Source organism: Vreelandella sp. F11 (assembly GCF_042466685.1).
Taxonomy (GTDB): domain Bacteria; phylum Pseudomonadota; class Gammaproteobacteria; order Pseudomonadales; family Halomonadaceae; genus Vreelandella.
This window is the reverse complement of record NZ_CP170448.1, coordinates 4,433,731-4,449,562: the sequence shown is the minus strand read 5'-3', so window position 1 is coordinate 4,449,562 and position 15,832 is coordinate 4,433,731. Positions and strand designations below refer to the sequence as shown.

The 15,832-nt window shown below is 54.2% G+C and carries 13 protein-coding genes; 5 read left to right on the top strand and 8 right to left on the bottom strand.

Annotation, left to right across the window (positions count from 1 at the left end; genetic code table 11):
- Positions 1–3 precede the first annotated feature (3 nt).
- Entirely contained in the window at positions 4–1,059 is a 1,056-nt protein-coding gene (locus ACFIOZ_RS20270; RefSeq protein ID WP_386080825.1) for a TRAP transporter substrate-binding protein, read from the bottom strand.
- Between the two features lie 230 nt (positions 1,060–1,289).
- Positions 1,290–1,772, bottom strand: a complete 483-nt coding sequence (locus ACFIOZ_RS20265; protein WP_386080823.1) for an Lrp/AsnC family transcriptional regulator — start codon at positions 1,770–1,772, stop codon at positions 1,290–1,292.
- 177 nt (positions 1,773–1,949) lie between these two features.
- Between ACFIOZ_RS20265 and ACFIOZ_RS20260 the strand changes: the two genes are divergently transcribed.
- On the top strand, positions 1,950–5,465 hold the full coding sequence (locus ACFIOZ_RS20260; RefSeq protein WP_386080821.1) for an indolepyruvate ferredoxin oxidoreductase family protein: 3,516 nt from the start codon (positions 1,950–1,952) through the stop codon (positions 5,463–5,465).
- Positions 5,466–5,520: 55 nt separating this feature from the next.
- Here ACFIOZ_RS20260 and maiA read toward each other — a convergent pair whose 3' ends face one another.
- The 6 genes from maiA to ACFIOZ_RS20230 all read right to left on the bottom strand — a co-directional run bounded on the left by maiA (position 5,521) and on the right by ACFIOZ_RS20230 (position 11,564).
- Positions 5,521–6,165, bottom strand: coding sequence for a maleylacetoacetate isomerase (gene maiA / locus ACFIOZ_RS20255; protein ID WP_386080819.1), 645 nt, complete (start codon positions 6,163–6,165; stop codon positions 5,521–5,523).
- 25 nt (positions 6,166–6,190) lie between these two features.
- Positions 6,191–7,210 (bottom strand): fumarylacetoacetate hydrolase family protein, encoded by a 1,020-nt coding sequence (locus tag ACFIOZ_RS20250; RefSeq protein ID WP_386080817.1) that lies wholly within the window; start codon positions 7,208–7,210, stop codon positions 6,191–6,193.
- A 36-nt stretch (positions 7,211–7,246) separates the two neighbouring features.
- On the bottom strand, positions 7,247–8,554 hold the full coding sequence (hmgA, locus tag ACFIOZ_RS20245; protein WP_386080816.1) for a homogentisate 1,2-dioxygenase: 1,308 nt from the start codon (positions 8,552–8,554) through the stop codon (positions 7,247–7,249).
- Positions 8,555–8,602: 48 nt separating this feature from the next.
- Complete coding sequence (locus ACFIOZ_RS20240; RefSeq protein ID WP_138800681.1) at positions 8,603–8,803, bottom strand: DUF2783 domain-containing protein; 201 nt, start codon at positions 8,801–8,803, stop codon at positions 8,603–8,605.
- Positions 8,796–10,520, bottom strand: coding sequence for an FAD-dependent oxidoreductase (locus ACFIOZ_RS20235; protein WP_386080814.1), 1,725 nt, complete (start codon positions 10,518–10,520; stop codon positions 8,796–8,798). Before ACFIOZ_RS20235 ends, ACFIOZ_RS20240 begins: the two co-directional genes overlap by 8 nt.
- A gap of 75 nt (positions 10,521–10,595) precedes the next feature.
- Positions 10,596–11,564, bottom strand: a complete 969-nt coding sequence (locus ACFIOZ_RS20230) for an MBL fold metallo-hydrolase (RefSeq protein WP_386080813.1) — start codon at positions 11,562–11,564, stop codon at positions 10,596–10,598.
- A gap of 478 nt (positions 11,565–12,042) precedes the next feature.
- Here ACFIOZ_RS20230 and ACFIOZ_RS20225 point away from each other — a divergent pair, with 478 nt between their 5' ends.
- The 4 genes from ACFIOZ_RS20225 (at position 12,043) to ACFIOZ_RS20210 (ending at position 15,796) form a co-directional block, all read left to right on the top strand.
- Positions 12,043–12,531: a MarR family winged helix-turn-helix transcriptional regulator gene (locus ACFIOZ_RS20225; protein ID WP_386080811.1), complete on the top strand. Its 489-nt coding sequence runs from the start codon at positions 12,043–12,045 to the stop codon at positions 12,529–12,531.
- Positions 12,532–12,888: 357 nt separating this feature from the next.
- The gene (locus tag ACFIOZ_RS20220) at positions 12,889–13,938 is read left to right on the top strand and encodes a TRAP transporter substrate-binding protein (protein WP_386080809.1); all 1,050 of its coding nucleotides are present in this window, start codon (positions 12,889–12,891) and stop codon (positions 13,936–13,938) included.
- 27 nt (positions 13,939–13,965) lie between these two features.
- Positions 13,966–14,508 (top strand): TRAP transporter small permease, encoded by a 543-nt coding sequence (locus ACFIOZ_RS20215; protein ID WP_386080808.1) that lies wholly within the window; start codon positions 13,966–13,968, stop codon positions 14,506–14,508.
- The gene (locus tag ACFIOZ_RS20210) at positions 14,501–15,796 is read left to right on the top strand and encodes a TRAP transporter large permease (protein ID WP_386080807.1); all 1,296 of its coding nucleotides are present in this window, start codon (positions 14,501–14,503) and stop codon (positions 15,794–15,796) included. The genes ACFIOZ_RS20215 and ACFIOZ_RS20210 overlap by 8 nt, the downstream gene beginning before the upstream one ends.
- Positions 15,797–15,832: the final 36 nt, after the last annotated feature.

The following is a 15,832-nucleotide window of genomic DNA, read 5'->3' as shown; positions in this document are numbered from 1 at the left end:
GGCTCAGTGGCTAACGACACTCTGTTCAATACCTTCTTCAGCCGCCTCAATGGCTAGCTGTTCATAAAAGAAGGCAAGCGCTGCTGGCGCGTCAACATTGCGGCTCTTTACCGACTCACTCCAGGCATCCTGCAAGTTGCTAGCGACACCCCGTAGGTGATCAATGTCTTGTTCCGAGGCTTGAGTAAAGGTCGCGCCATTTGCTTCACCAAACTCAACGCCGCGTTGGTCGGATACATCCATCATGTAGCCAAACAAGCGTGAAAGTCGCTCACCCGATACGCTTTCAATCGCCGCGCGGTCTTCGTCTGATACTTGATCCCAGAACATGGGGTTCATCACAATTGCAAAGCTACCGCGGTAGAAGCCGCCGTCTACGGTGAGGGTATGCGGGGCTACTTCGGCAACGCGAAAGCTGCGCAAGCTTTCAAGCGTTAGCATCGCACCGTCAACAACCCCCTGAGAGGCGGCCTCGTAGGTGCCAGTGGGTGGGATGGCAACGCCGGTCACGGACATGGCCTCGGCTAAACCACTCATCACTCCTCCACCCACGCGCAGGCGTTTGCCCGCAAGCTCATCGATTGAGCTAATTTGATCACGGGTAAATATTTGGCCAGGGCCATGCACGCCCATCGCAACCACATCGACGCCGCGATGCTCATTGGCTTGCTGCAGATATTCTTGATGGGTATGCCAATACGCAGCGGAAGCATCTTCTGAGGAGAACTCCTCAAACGTAGGGAATTCAGGCAGCTGCGTTGCTAGAAAACGGCCCGCCATATGGGCGTGAAAAATCCAGCTGGCATCCGCAATACCATCCGCAACGATCTCCATTTGTGCCGGCGGAGGCCCCATATCATGTACTACTTCTACCGTGACACGATCCTCGGTGGCTTCTTCAATCCACGCCTTCCAGGTCGGCCAAACAATGGTGTTAACGCCATGGTTAGGGCCGCCCCACGTGCTGACGGTGATCGTTGCCTGCGCAAGTGCAGACATACTGAACACCATGCTTGAAACAGCCATAGCAGCTACTAGCAAGCGAGTTGATTTATTCATATTGAAACTCCAGAGCCGACGCTATTAGCGTCTATGTTGTTATTGGTAAAAGTTGTTATTGGTAACGCCTATTCCCAAGCAAGGGCGTCTTCCTGGGGAAGCGTAAATCACACTGGTTACCTTGCCTCTGAATAGTTTCAATGGCAACTAATTTTAGAGAGCTTGGCGCTCTATTTACGCCTTAAGTTTTAAGGCGTAGCGCTTGGTGAAAGTGAGCCATGCTGCCTGACTCAGCGAATTGGGATAGCAGTCTCTTCTTTGATATTGCGTAGCACGAAGTTGGAGTTGACCTGGGAAATGCCCTCCAGGGTGAAGAGTTTTTCATTCAGGAACCGGTCATAAGCGGCCATGTCTTCGATCACCACGCGCAGGACGAAGTCGGCGTTGCCGGTGGTGGCATAGCACTGTAGTACCTCTGGGTATTGCAGGATGCGTTTTTCAAACTCAACGGTATTGTCGATGTGATGGCGAACCAGCGTCACCATGACCAGTGCCGATAGCGGCTGGCCCACCAGGCTGGGCTCCACTAGCGCAGCAAAACGACGAATCACACCACTCTCTTCCAAGGCTTTGACGCGTCGCCAGCAGGCAGCGGGGGATAGCCCGATCTGTTCGGCGAGCTCATTGTTGGTAATGCGCCCCTGTTGCTGAAGCAGGGTAAGAATGCGCTGGTCATGCCTGTCTAAGGTGATTTCTTTGGTCGTTTCTTTCATGATGCCATTTCTTTTATTTGTGATTTGTTGAATATCATTGCGTCAAAACTAAAAAAATGAAAGTAATGATCAATAACCAGACGTTCGAAGAGTTAATTAGCAAGCACCTTTAGTGCGCTGTTGGCTAGACTCAAGCGTATTACAACCATAACTCTTCGACCGTACTGGTGAACGCTCATGACCACCCCCTCAATCGCTGAGCAGGCGGGTTCTATTAACCAGCCTCTCGATATTGCCCTTGATGACTATCAGTTGGCCGACCGCTATAGCCGTGGCGTAGGCCGTATTTTTCTCACTGGCACCCAAGCCTTGGTACGCATCGCCTTACGCCAAGCCGAGCTTGATCGCCGCAATGGCCGCCATACGGCAGGGCTGATCAGCGGCTATCGTGGCTCTCCCCTGGGCGGTGTAGACCAAGAGATTTGGCGGGCGAAAGCCGCCGTGGAAGCGCATCACATCGACTTTGTCCCTGCGATCAACGAAGACCTGGCCGCTACCATGATGCTGGGCTGCCAACAGGTAGAAACGGATCCTGACCGTCAAGTCGAGGGTGTTTTCGGCATGTGGTACGGCAAAGGGCCGGGCGTTGACCGCGCGGGCGATGCGTTAAAACACGGTAATGCCTATGGCAGCTCTCCCACCGGCGGTGTGCTGGTGGTCGCGGGTGATGACCATGGCTGTGTGTCGTCCTCTATGCCACACCAGTCTGATGTCGCCTTTATGGCGTGGTTTATGCCGGTGGTAAGCCCTGCATCGTTGGCGGAGTATGAACGCTTTGGTCTATGGGGCTATGCGCTTTCACGCTTCTCGGGTTGTTGGGTGGGTTTTAAAGCCGTGTCTGAAACCGTAGAGAGTGGTGCTTCAGTCGAGGTGCCTCCCTTGCCCGACTATGTAACGCCCGACTTCGAGATGCCGGAGGGCGGGCTGCACTATCGCTGGCCCGATTTGCCGGGGCCACAACTCGAGACCCGCATTGAGCATAAGCTGGCCGCCGTGCAGGCGTTTGCCACGGCTAATCCGATTGATCAGTATCTCTTTCGTCAAGAGCAGGCGACCTTTGGGCTGGTTACCACAGGCAAGGGACACCTGGACTTGCTTGAGGCGCTGCGTTTATTGGGACTGGATGAAGCGAAGCTGCGTGATCTCGGGATAGAAATATATAAAGTTGGGATGGTATGGCCACTCCATCGTCCCGGCATCCTTGAGTTTATTCATGGCAAGCGTGAGGTGCTGGTCATTGAAGAGAAACGCGGCATTATCGAAAGTCAGTTGAAGGAGTACATGTCGGAACCCGACCATCCAGGCGAGGTAATCGTTACCGGCAAGCAGGATGAAACCGGCAAGCCGCTGATCCCTTATGTTGGCGAGCTGAGCCCGCGTCTCTTGGCAGGTTTCGTGGCAGAGCGCCTTACGCGCTTTTTCGAGATTGATTTTAGCGACAAGCTGGCAACCGTTGATGCTTGCCAAGCGGGCGTTAAGGAACTCGGCGGTGTACGCCGCATGCCCTATTTCTGCTCCGGCTGCCCACACAACAGCTCAACTAAGGTGCCTGAAGGCAGCAAAGCCCTGGCGGGTATTGGTTGCCACTTTATGGCTTCGTGGATGGATCGCAGCACTGAATCATTAATTCAAATGGGTGGCGAGGGTGTTAACTGGGTAGGTAAAAGCCGCTTTACGGGTAACGGTCATATTTTCCAAAACTTGGGCGAAGGCACCTGGTTTCACTCGGGCTCCATGGCGGTGCGCCAGGCGGTGGCTGCCAACGTCAATATTACCTACAAGATTCTGTTTAACGACGCGGTGGCCATGACGGGTGGTCAGCCTGTTGATGGGCAAATCAATGTCCCCATGATTGCCCGGCAATCGCTAGATGAAGGCGTGCGCAGGGTCATGGTGGTTAGCGATGAACCCGAAAAATACCGGGGACATGAAAAGGAGTTCCCTAAAGAGGTCTCCTTCCACGGCCGCGAAGAGATGGATACGCTGCAGCGTGAACTGCGCGAGATTCCCGGCTGCACCGTGTTGATTTATGACCAGGTATGCGCGGCGGAGAAGCGTCGCCGCCGCAAGCGTGGTTTGATGGAAGATCCCGCCCGCCGGGTGTTTATCAATCATCATGTTTGCGAAGGTTGTGGTGATTGTTCTATTCAGTCCAACTGCTTATCGGTGGTGCCCCGGGAGACCGAACTAGGCCGCAAGCGCAAAATCGATCAGTCGTCCTGTAACAAGGATATGTCCTGCGTCAGTGGTTTTTGCCCCAGTTTTGTCACTGTTGAAGGTGGCGAGCTGCGTAAAGGCCAGGGTGTTGCGGCGGATAACGCCTTTTGGCAGCGTATAGCGCATTTGCCTAACCCCGCCATTGCTCCTTTGGCTGCCCCTTATGACCTACTGGTGGGTGGCGTTGGTGGCACGGGGGTGGTAACAGTCGGGCAGCTGATCACGATGGCGGCACACCTGGAAGGCAAGGGCTCCAGCGTGCTCGACTTTATGGGATTCGCTCAAAAAGGCGGGGCGGTACTTAGCTATGTTCGCTTGGCTGCGCAGCCCAACGAGCTGAATCAAGTACGTATCGAAGCGGGGCAGGCCGATGCCGTCATTGCCTGTGACATGGTCGTGGCCAGTTCGCAGAAAGCGCTGAATGTGCTTCAGCCCACCACCCGTATTGTCGCCAATCTGGCGGAGCTAGCCACCGCGGATTATGTTCTTTACCGCGACGCGGATATGCAGCCCAGCAAACGCCTTAATATGTTGCGTGAAGCGGTAGGAGACGAGCGCTTTGCATCGCTGGATGCCAACCGCCTGGCTGAACAGCTGCTAGGGGATACGGTATTTTCCAATATGATGATGTTGGGGTTTGCCTGGCAGCAAGGGTTGGTGCCGCTCTCTGAACCTGCGCTGCAGCGTGCCTTGGAGCTTAACGGCGTCGCCGTGGAAAAGAACCGCCAGGCATTTGCCTGGGGGCGCTTGGCAGCGGTGGAACCTGACTATCTTCAGCGACACCTTGATACGATGCCACTGTCCACGAATGCCACTCTGGATGATGTGGTCGCGCGCAATCGTCGCCACCTGGAGCGCTATCAGAACCGTGCCTGGGCTGAGCGTTATGTCGCCCAGGTGACGAAAGTTCGCGAAGCAGAGGAACCGCTAAACGATGGTGAAGCATTGAGTGAAGCCGTCGCCCATCAGCTCTATCGCTTGATGGCGTATAAAGATGAGTACGAAGTGGCGCGCCTTTACACCCAGAGCGATTTCCTGGATGAAGTGAAAGCAACGTTTTCGGGGGATTACCAGCTAACCTTCCACTTGGCGCCGCCGCTTATAGGTGGTCGTAAGGATACGCAAGGGCGTCCAGTAAAGCGTCGCTTCGGCCCCTGGATGCTGAAGGCAATGGGGGCGTTGGCCAAGATGCGTGGTTTGCGTAATACGGCCCTCGATCCTTTCCGCTTCAGCGCTGATCGGAAACTCGACCGCGCCTTACTGGCTGATTACGAGGAGCTTATCGATGAGTTAGTGGCGCGTCTTGATGGCACTAATCATGGGACTGCCTTGGCGCTGGCTAAGCTGCCGGAAGAGATTCGTGGCTTCGGGCCTGTTCGCGAAGCGGCCGCCGAGAAAGCCAATGAGCGCCGCGAGAAGCTGCTGATGGAGCTACGCCAAGGTCGTTCGAAAACCATCGCTGTCGAAGCCGCCTGAGGCTGCCCGCCAAGCGAAATGCAGGCCGCGCAATGCGCGGCCTGTTCAGGAGGGTTTAGCTGGCGTCAGGCTGCGCCTGGGGTGCTGCCTTTTGGAAGGCTGGCAGTGTCCGACAGTTGGCGGCGATGCGCTGGAGCGTCGGGTACGCTGATAAATCGCACTCGAAGCGTTCGGCGTTATACACCTGGGGAACTAAGCAGATATCCGCAAGTGTTGGGGTGTCACCATGGCAAAAATCACCGCTGCTGGGGGCAGTCGAGAGCGTTGCTTCCATGGCTGTGAAACCCTCAGCAATCCAGTGGCGATACCAGGCTAGCTTAGCCGCCTCATCTACCCCCAGCTCACCGACGAGATACTTGAGCACCCGTAGGTTGTTGAGTGGGTGAACTTCACAAGCCACCATCTGCGCGAGGGCGCGAACCTGAGCGCGGGCTAATGCATCTGCCGGTAGCAGCGCGGGTTCGGGATACACTTCATCGAGATACTCGCAGATAGCCAGCGACTGGTTAATCACGCAACTGTCATTTAGCACCAGGCTGGGCACCAATCCCTGAGAGTTGCGCGTTAAATGATCGCCACTGCGCTGCTCACCTTTGACCAGATTGACCGGCACCTGGTCGTAGTCAAGGCCCTTCAGGTTTAAGGCGATACGTACCCGATAAGCAGCCGACGAACGGAAATAGCCGTACAGCGTCGTCATGTTGCTTTCCTTATGTTGCCTGGCTTTATTTGGGCGGGTACTTCACGACTTGTTGATCGATCGTACCAAAGATGTTGTTGCCATCGCGGTCGAACATCTCGATGCGAACCCGGTCGCCAAAGCGCATAAAGGGGGTTTTTACCTGGCCGTACAGTATCTGCTCCACCATACGCACTTCAGCTAGGCAGCTATAGCCTACGCCGCCGTCAGCCACTGGCTTTCCAGGGCCGCCATCGGGGTCGGGATTGGAAACAGTGCCCGAGCCAATAACGGCGCCCGCGCCGAGATAGCGGGTCTTCGCCGCATGGGCCACCAGCTGTGGGAAGCTGAAAATCATATCGGGCCCGGCTTCAGGCTCGCCAAACTTCTCGCCATTGAGGTGCACGGTCAGCGGCAGGTGCACCTTGCCATCCTGCCAGGCGTCGCCCAGTTCATCGGGGGTCACCGCAATGGGCGAGAACGAAGAGGCGGGCTTGGCTTGGAAAAAGCCGAAGCCCTTTGCGAGCTCGCCGGGAATCAGGCCACGCAGGCTCACATCGTTGACCAGCATCACGAGCTTAATGTGCTTGGCGGCTTGCTCGGGCGTGACTGCCATCGGGACGTCATCGGTGATAACGGCAATCTCACCTTCAAAGTCGATGCCATGCTCTTCGCTCACCGCCTCGATATCGTCGGTGGGTGCCAGGAAGCAGTCGCTACCGCCCTGATACATTAACGGATCTGTCCAGAAGGTTTCAGGCATCTCGGCATTACGTGCCTGGCGTACCAGCTGGACATGGTTCAGATAGGCGGAGCCGTCAGCCCACTGATAGGCGCGCGGTAAAGGGGAGTGCAACGCACGCTGATCAAGCTTAAAAGCACCTTCAGCACTGCCACTGTTAAGTTGTGCATAGCGCTCTTCAAGCTGAGGGTTAACTGCATCCCAGCTCTCAAGGGCAGCCTGAAGTGTGGGCGCAATATCCACAGCGCTCACCGCCCGGGAGAGGTCGCGGGAGACAATGATAAGTTCTCCGTCGCGGCCCTGCTTAAGTGTTGCCAGTTTCATAGTGATTCAATCCTTGTCGTCAGAGGGGTATAGGGTTCAGGGCTGGCTTGGGTTGAAGTGGGAGCGCAGCGTTGACCAAACATCCACATAGTCACGTTGACGGAAGTCAGCATTCAGAGCCGCAGGGGTTGGGTGAAAGAAGTAACGGCTCTCAAACATGAAGGCCAGTGTGTCGCCTATGAAGTGGGGCTTAAGCTCAGCGTTGGAGGCTTTCTCAAATGTCTCAGCATCGGGGCCGTGGGGCGACATTGAGTTATGTAGACTGGCGCCGCCAGGTGTGAAGCCTTCCGCTTTGGCATCGTACTCGCCGTGTATCAGCCCCATAAACTCGCTCATTAGGTTGCGATGGAACCAGGGGGGCCTAAAGGTATTCTCGGCAACCATCCAGCGTGGCGGAAAAATTACAAAATCAAGATTCGCCATTCCCGGTGTATCGGAGGGGGACGACAAGACGGTGAAGATTGACGGATCCGGATGATCGAAGCTCACCGTGTTGATGGTGTTAAAGTTGGCGAGATTATATTTATAAGGCGCGCAGTTGCCGTGCCACGCCACCACATCTAACGGCGAATGGTCGAGTTTGCTCTCCCAGAAACGACCAGAGAACTTAGCCACTAGGCGGTAGTCGCCCTCCAAATCTTCATAGGCCGCCACGGGGCTTTGGAAGTCTCGCGGGTTGGCTAAACCGTTAGACCCGATGGGGCCGAGGCCTGGTAGCTCTAAAGGACTACCATAGTTCTCGCAAATATATCCCCGCGCAGCATCAACCCCCTGAGCTCTACGCACTTGGAATTTTACCCCGCGTGGAATAACGGCAATCTCACCATTCTCGATCTCGATGTCACCAAATTCGGTACGTAGACGAATGGCGCCCAGTTGAGGAACAAACAGCAGCTCTCCGTCAGCGTTGTAGAAAAATCGCTCGGTCATGTCTTCATTAAAGGTGTAGACATGCACGCCTACGCCAGCCTGGGTACCCGCATCGCCGTTGACGGCAATGGTAAATAAGCCGTCGATAAAATCAGTCGGCTCACTCGGTAGAGAAACGGGGTCCCAGCGCATTTGATTGGGATCAGCCGCTGGTTTATCTAATGGAGCGGTGTGTACCTTGTGATTTTCGAGTGGCTGATACGCGCTTTGAACGACAGAAGGGCGAATACGGTAAAGCCAGCTACGGAAATTTTGATGACGTGGCGCTGTAAATGCAGAGCCGGTTAGTTGCTCTGCATATAACCCATAAGCGCACTTCTGAGGGGAGTTTTGCCCAATCGGCAATGCTCCTGGGAGTGCTTCAGTTGAAAAGTGATTATGAAAACCGCTCTGATATTGCAGTTGTTCAGTCATTGTTAAGTCCTGCGTTATTTGAACGTTATAGTGAACAATGTATGTCGGCTACTTATCGCCCACTAACCCTGCATGGGAAATTGCCTCTTCAAGCACCCGTTGATCGCCAATGTGGTTAGCAAGCAACAGGATTAGGCGTGCATTGATGCGTTCGCTCTCGGCTTCGCTGCGGTCACGATGCAGCGCCGTTAGTGCGGCGTAAAAGGCGTCCGGATCAGTGAAGTTTGGATTCAGCTCAAGCCTAGGCATGGCAGCTTTCCTGGAAGGTAGTGTCAGCGGCACCCGCAAGATAAACGCCTAGCGCGCGGTCTAATGCGTCTTCAACCCTACGGGCAGTGATGGCGTGCCAGCGGGCAGCAACGTGTTGGTCAGGGCGAATAAGGTACCCGCCACCTGCTTTCAGGCCATATCGTTGCGCCACTAGCCCTTCGGAATCGTCCACGATGGTTGTGCGCGGTAGAGCGCTAAGCACATCCGGCGCTGGGCCCACGACCACCATGCTTAAATCAGTGCAACGGCCTAATAGCTCTTTAAGCGGCGCGGCAAGCGTGTCGGCGTGCACACCACCCATACGGCCGTCGAGTAACAGTACAAAGCCAGCGCCAAATTGATTGAGTAGCCAGGCGTTCTCTTCTCTCAATCGAATGGGAGCGTCCTTGGCCGGGCTGCCGGGGCGCAGTTCGCTCGGGCCTCCATTAACATCGAATGTATTGAGCGGTGAGGTGTCATAGCGGCATGGCATGGAGAGGCGACCACTGTTGACCAAGCTGCGCGCAAAGGCATGTTGCTCAGCCAGTTCCAGCGTCACATCGCGGAACACTTGGCTAATATGGCTCTTCGGGGTAATAAAATCAGTGGCGCGGGTCGAGTTAAGGATGTTCTCTGCCGCGCCACATTGGCGCTCGGTGTTATAGGTGGACAACAGTGCCTTGGGTGCTTGCTGTTTGAGTACCCGAGCCAGTTTCCACACTAAGTTGTCGACGCCCTGCAGGGCACCATTGGCGCCCCGGGCACCAAAGGGTGATACCTGATGCGCCGCGTCGCCCATAAATATCACGCTGTTATGAATGAAATTATCCATCTTGCGGCAGCGGAAGGTGTAGACACTGGCCCACTCAAGCTCAAACTCCACGTCTTTCCCCAGCATTGCCTGTACGCGTGGCCGAATGTTCTCTTCTTTCTTCTCTTCTTCCGGGTCGGCATCACAGCCTAATTGAAAGTCGATACGCCAAACATTATCGGGCTCTTTGTGCAGCAGCACTGACTGGTTGGGGTGGAAGGGGGGATCAAACCAGAACCAGCGCTCTGTTGGGAAGTCTGCCTTCATCACCACATCAGCAATCAGGAAGCGATCCTGAAATACCTGGCCTTTGCACTCAAGGCCCAGCATGTCGCGGATCCGGCTGTTAGCGCCATCGGAAACGAGGAGATAGTCACAGGTCAGCTGGTAATCACCATCCTGGGTCGAGACGTTGATGGTAGTGCTGTCGGGCTGAGCATCAACGTCAATGACCTTATGTTTCCAACGAAGATCAATGTGTTCGGCAAAGTCGTGAGCGCGGTTGACCAGAAACTCTTCAAAGTAGTACTGCTGTAAGTTAATAAAGGCGGGAATGCGGTGGCCATCTTCGGGCAGTAGGTTGAAGTCATAGACCTCACGATTCTGAAAGAAAACGCGGCCACGCTGCCAGGTGACGCCTTTTTCAAGCATCGGGTCAACACAGCCCAAACGATCGACAATTTCCAGCGAGCGCTTGGCAAAGCACAGCGCTCGTGAGCCCACGCTAACGGTATTGTTATCGTCCAGAACAAGCGAATTAACGCCTTGGTGAGCCAAATCGATAGCGGCGGCGAGGCCGCTAGGTCCAGCGCCGACAATTACCACAGGGTAATGGCAAGCATCTTGAACATCGAGTTCAGACGGGCGTCGGTAAGGATAGACAGGATTTTTATAGGTTGTTGGCATCTATTGCTCCCCCCTCAGCGTCGGGTGCGTTAAACCCGACTACTGGGCATGATCAGTGGGTGTCACGGGCGGCACTTACTGATTTTCGACGGCGTCCTGCAGCGAGTGCCACATAGCGGTATCGCGCTCTGCCGTCCAGATGCGGGGATCCGGGTATTCACCGCCAGCTTCGTCGTAGCAGCGAGTGATATCGAAAGGCACGCAGTGATCAAAGATGACCCAGTGACCATACTTGGGCTTGAGTAACGCATAGGTCTCCGCGTAGCACTCGGCGAGAGACTTACCCGCCGCTTTGCCCGCTTTGACACTGCCATACATATCATTCAAAAAGTCGCGGGTGCCCTGAATGGCTTCCTGGCACTGTTCAACAGTTTGCAGTGCATCGCCACGGCCGGGCACTAGCTTTTGGGGCTGCATGGCCTGTAGGCGATCCAGCGTGGAAGGCCAGTCCTCGTGGTAGGCGTCACCGGTGTAAGGGGTGGCGCCATACTCAACGAGATCACCGGAAAACATCACTTTTTCCTTAGGTAACCAGACGATGGTGTCGCCCTTGGTATGCCCGCTACCTAGATGAATGATCTGTACTTCACGCTCACCCATGTACACCGTTAGCTTTTCCTGGAAGACAATGTTTGGCCAGGTTAGTCCAGGCACAGAGTCCACTCCCTTGAACAGGCGAGGGAAACGGCCGACTTCAGATTCATAGTCCTGCTGGCCACGTTCAACAATCAGGTCATAGGTGCTCTGGCTAGCGTAGATATTCTCCGCATCGTAGGCGGAAGCACCGAGAACACGTACGGCATGGTAGTGGGTCATGACCACATGCTTAATCGGTAGGTCGGTTACCTCGCGGATACGGCGGATGACGTCCTGAGCCATGATAGGCGTTGCTTGGGTATCGATGACCATTACGCTGTCATCGCCAATAACTATGCCCGTATTAGGGTCGCCTTCAGCCGTGTAAGCATAGAGCCCCTCTGCCAGTTTGGTGAAGCTGATCTGCTTCTCTTGAGTGTCGGCATGGGACGCGAATTTCTTACTCATGGTATCTCCGGTGCTATCAGGGTGGTTCAGGTGTTATTGGATTGTTGTATGTCAGGAGAATAGTTTCTAATGAAACTAAATGTCCAGTTATCTACAGATCAATCACTCCTGTTTCTGCACGGGATTAGCAATAATGCCCAATAAATCAGATGATTATTGCAAGTCTATACTTAAGTATAATAATTAAAATCGATAAATTGGTTGCAAGAGAGAGTACCTGTCGGCACTGTTTCACCTTGTTCAGATAGGGTGAAACTAAGCTTGATGACGCCCTTATATGTTGAGGAGCAGTAAGTGACGAGGTGCTCTTGGGGCAAGCTAAGAGTGTTATTGGATGGAGCGAGGATGACTCTCTAGCGCTGGGTGGTCAGTATGATGTGGTCAGTACGATAGATGCGTTGCTGGTGCCCACATTCCCAGCTATCGTGCTGATTTTTCATTACCACCCCAGATAAATGGCGGCTCTAGGAGAAACAGAATGACGGTGGATAAAGTCGGCGGTGATGCATCTCTGGAGTCTTCAGCCAGGGCAGAGCTCGATCTCAATCAATTTTTACCCTATCAGCTTAACCGTCTGGCTGATCGGGTCAGTCAGGCGCTAGAAAAGCTTTATGCCGACTCCTATCAACTCAACATCGCCCAGTGGCGTGTGCTTGCGTGGCTCAGCCACTGTGATGACTTAACCGCTAAAAAGGTTTGTGCTTACACCAATATGGATAAAGCTCGTGTGTCTCGAGCTATTCAGTCGCTGGAAGAGCGTGGGCTGATAAACCGCACACCATCACAGCAAGATCAGCGACTACATGACTTACAGCTGACAGAGGCCGGGCAAGCGCTACTTAATGAGTTAGTACCAGAAGCACAGGCGTGGGAAGCCAATCTGGTGTCGACCCTAAGCGTTGGTGAATATCGTGATTTGCTCAATACCATGCGCAAGCTTGAACGGCAGTTGGAGAGAATTGGCTAAAGGCTCGATACAAGTGACTCATCCTCTGGCGATAGGTGTTAAGCCTTATCTGCTCAATGGCGCGTCATTAGTGTCTAGGGTGATGTGATTTATGTAACAAAAAAATTGGTGAAAAATTATTTCCCTGTGGCCATTGGGAATGACTCTAGGAATCTATTTTTTAGATTAACCGTTTGTAATTTAACAAAAAATAAAAATTACTACTTAAGTATTAGCATCTTTTAGTCGATGGATCGTTGCGCGATCCACGCATCTGCAGGCATTGTGATGGATAACGTGATTCAGATATTTTTTTTATAGCAATAATAAAGTATCACGTTTGACGCTCCCCGTTCGTGACGACCAGAGGCAAGAAAAGTGAATAAAACAACAAACCTGATGATCGGCGCTATCGCTGCTGCGACGCTTAGTACCACCACTTTAGCGCAAACCACTATCAACGTGAGTACCTGGGCTGGCCCTAATCACGGCATCAACACCATGGTATGGCCAACGTGGAAAGCGTGGATTGAAGAAGCGACAGAAGGTCGCGTAACCGTAGACGTGATACATGACATGGGGCCTCCAGCTTCCCAAATGGAAATGGTCGCCGATGGTATCGCAGACGCTACCTGGGTGTTTCATGGCTATAACGCGGGGCGCTTTCTGGCCACTCAGTTACCTGAGTTCCCTACCTTCGAAGACTTCTCGTCGGAGAACGCCTCTGCGGCTTACTGGCATACGCATCAGGAGCACTTAGCGCAAGCTGATGAGCATCGTGGCGTTGATGTGGTGGCTGCGGGTGTGCACGGCCCAGGTTGGATCTTTAGTCGTGAGCAGTACCAAACCCTTGCCGATCTAGAGAGCGAGCGCATTCGCGTTGGTGGCGGGGTGATGGGAGACCTCTCTAATGCCCTCAACCTGACCGGTGTGGCTCTGCCGCCAACTGGGGTCTATGAAGCTGGCTCTCAGGGCGTTATTGATGGCGCTATGCTGGTGCCTGAAGGTCTTAGAAGCTTTCGGGTAGCCGAGGTATTTCCCTATACCTTGACGGTGGATGGGGGCTTTTATCGAGGCAGCTTCACCATCGTGGTTAATCCGAGTATCTGGGATGAGATGTCTGCAGAGGATCGTGCCGCTGTGGAAGACGTCTCGGGTGAGCGCCTGTCGCGACTATTCGGCTACATGATGGATGTATCCGATGAGCGGGGTGTCGAGTTCGCCAAAGAGCAGGGCCATACCTTTACGGCTCTTGGCGACGAAGATCTTGAGACGCTGCGTGGTATCAGTAATGACCTCGTTGACACCTGGTCTGAGAACGTGAGTGAGCGTGGGGTCGATGCGCAAGCGGCGCTTGAGTACTTCCACCAACAGCTTGAAGAAGCTGCTACACAAGAGAGCGTGGCATCCTTAGTGCCACAATCATAATTACCCTTCGCCAAGTGGAGGGCGACTATGCAGATCCTGACGACTCGCTGGTCAAATGTCGGTAGGGTCATGCAGCTGGCGCTGGAGGGGGTGGCGGGTGCCACCCTCTTTGCCTTGATGCTGCTGACGACTGCTGACGTAGTAGGCCGTTATTTCTTTAATCTACCTATCCTTGGAACCGTCGAGTTGACTCAGCAGATGCTGGCCGCTGTGGTGTTCCTGTCACTGCCAGTAGCCTGCTGGCGTGAAGAGCACGTTAGCGTGGATCTCTTGGATGCCGTATTCCCTGCGCGCTGGATATGGCTGCGCCAGATGATCGTCAATCTGGTTATCGCAGTGGCTTTATGGGTGATCGCGACACGGGTTTGGGCGCTGGGCGTGCGTGCTTTCGAGTGGGGCGATGTCACTGAGTTTCTACGTATTCCCGATGGTTACCTTATCTACCTGATTGCCATCATGCTGTTTCTTTCCGCTCTACTCACCCTCGGTCGAGCGGTGAGTTACCTGCTAGAAGGCGTGGGTGTGATTAAGTGTGGTGGCCCAGTCAGCCAGGGAGATAAGCATGACTGAAGCACTTTATGGGTTTGCAGCGCTGTTGTTATTGGTATTCCTGCGCATGCCTCTGGCGTTTGCCATGGGAATCGTGGGCTTTGTGGGCTTCTACTACCTGACCGGTAACTGGAACGCGGCTGAAGCCATGGCGTCGCGGCGGGTGGTCGACACCGCTAGGGACTACGGTCTGTCGGTGATACCCCTGTTTATCTTGATGGGTAACTTGGTGTCCCATGCGGGTCTGTCAGATGCGCTATTCCGAGCCTCGAATGGTTTCCTTGGACACCGTAAGGGCGGTCAGGCGATGGCCACCATTGTGGCTTGTGGAGGGTTTAGTGCTATTTGTGGGTCGAGCCTTGCGACCTGCGCTACCATGGGGCGGGTTGCCATGCCCCAGATGCGCAAGTATGGCTACAAGGATTCCCTGGCGGCAGCCTCCATTGCCGCAGGCGGAACCCTTGGGATACTGATTCCTCCCAGCGTGATGCTGGTGATCTACGGCATCATCACTGAGACCAGCATTCGTGAACTGTTTGCAGCGGGCTTTATTCCCGGCATGCTGGGCATTGTGATGTATCTTGGCGCGGTTAAGTGGGTTCTGTGGCGTGATCCCAGCGCTGGGCCAGCGGCCGAAAAAGTACCCTGGAATGAGCGCCTTTCGGCGCTAAAAAATGTCGGGAGTACCTTAGCGCTGTTCGTATTGGTTATCGGCGGTATCTATTTGGGTATATTCACCCCAACTGAAGCGGCGGGTATTGGCGCAATGGGTGCCTTTGTGATTGCGCTGCTCAAGCGTGCTTTGACGCCGACGATACTCATGAATGTCCTTATGGACACTGTGCGTACAACAGCGATGCTGTTTGCGGTGGTTTTGACGGCGCTCATCTTTGCTAATTTCATTAACCGTGCGGGGCTTCCCGATGATCTCCTGGCATTGGTCACCGGGCTGAACGTAGCTCCCTTCGTGGTTATTCTCGTCATCCTGGCCATATACGTACTGCTCGGCTGTGTATTCGAAAGCATGTCAATGATGCTGCTGACCGTGCCAGTCTTCTTCCCCGTCGTGGCGGGGCTTGGCTATGATTTGGTGTGGTTCGGCATACTGGTCGTTATCGTCATCGAGATCAGTTTGATAACGCCCCCTGTCGGTATGAACGTATTCGTACTACGTGCCGTATTACCGGACGTATCAACAGGCACTATCTTCCGCGGCGTCACCCCTTTCTGGGTAGCGGGTACCCTACGCGCACTGCTCGTGCTTATATTCCCAGCGATCGTGCTTTTTCTGCCGCAGTTGCTGTATTAAAACGACGCTATTAGTAAGGTTCTATTAAGTAACGTG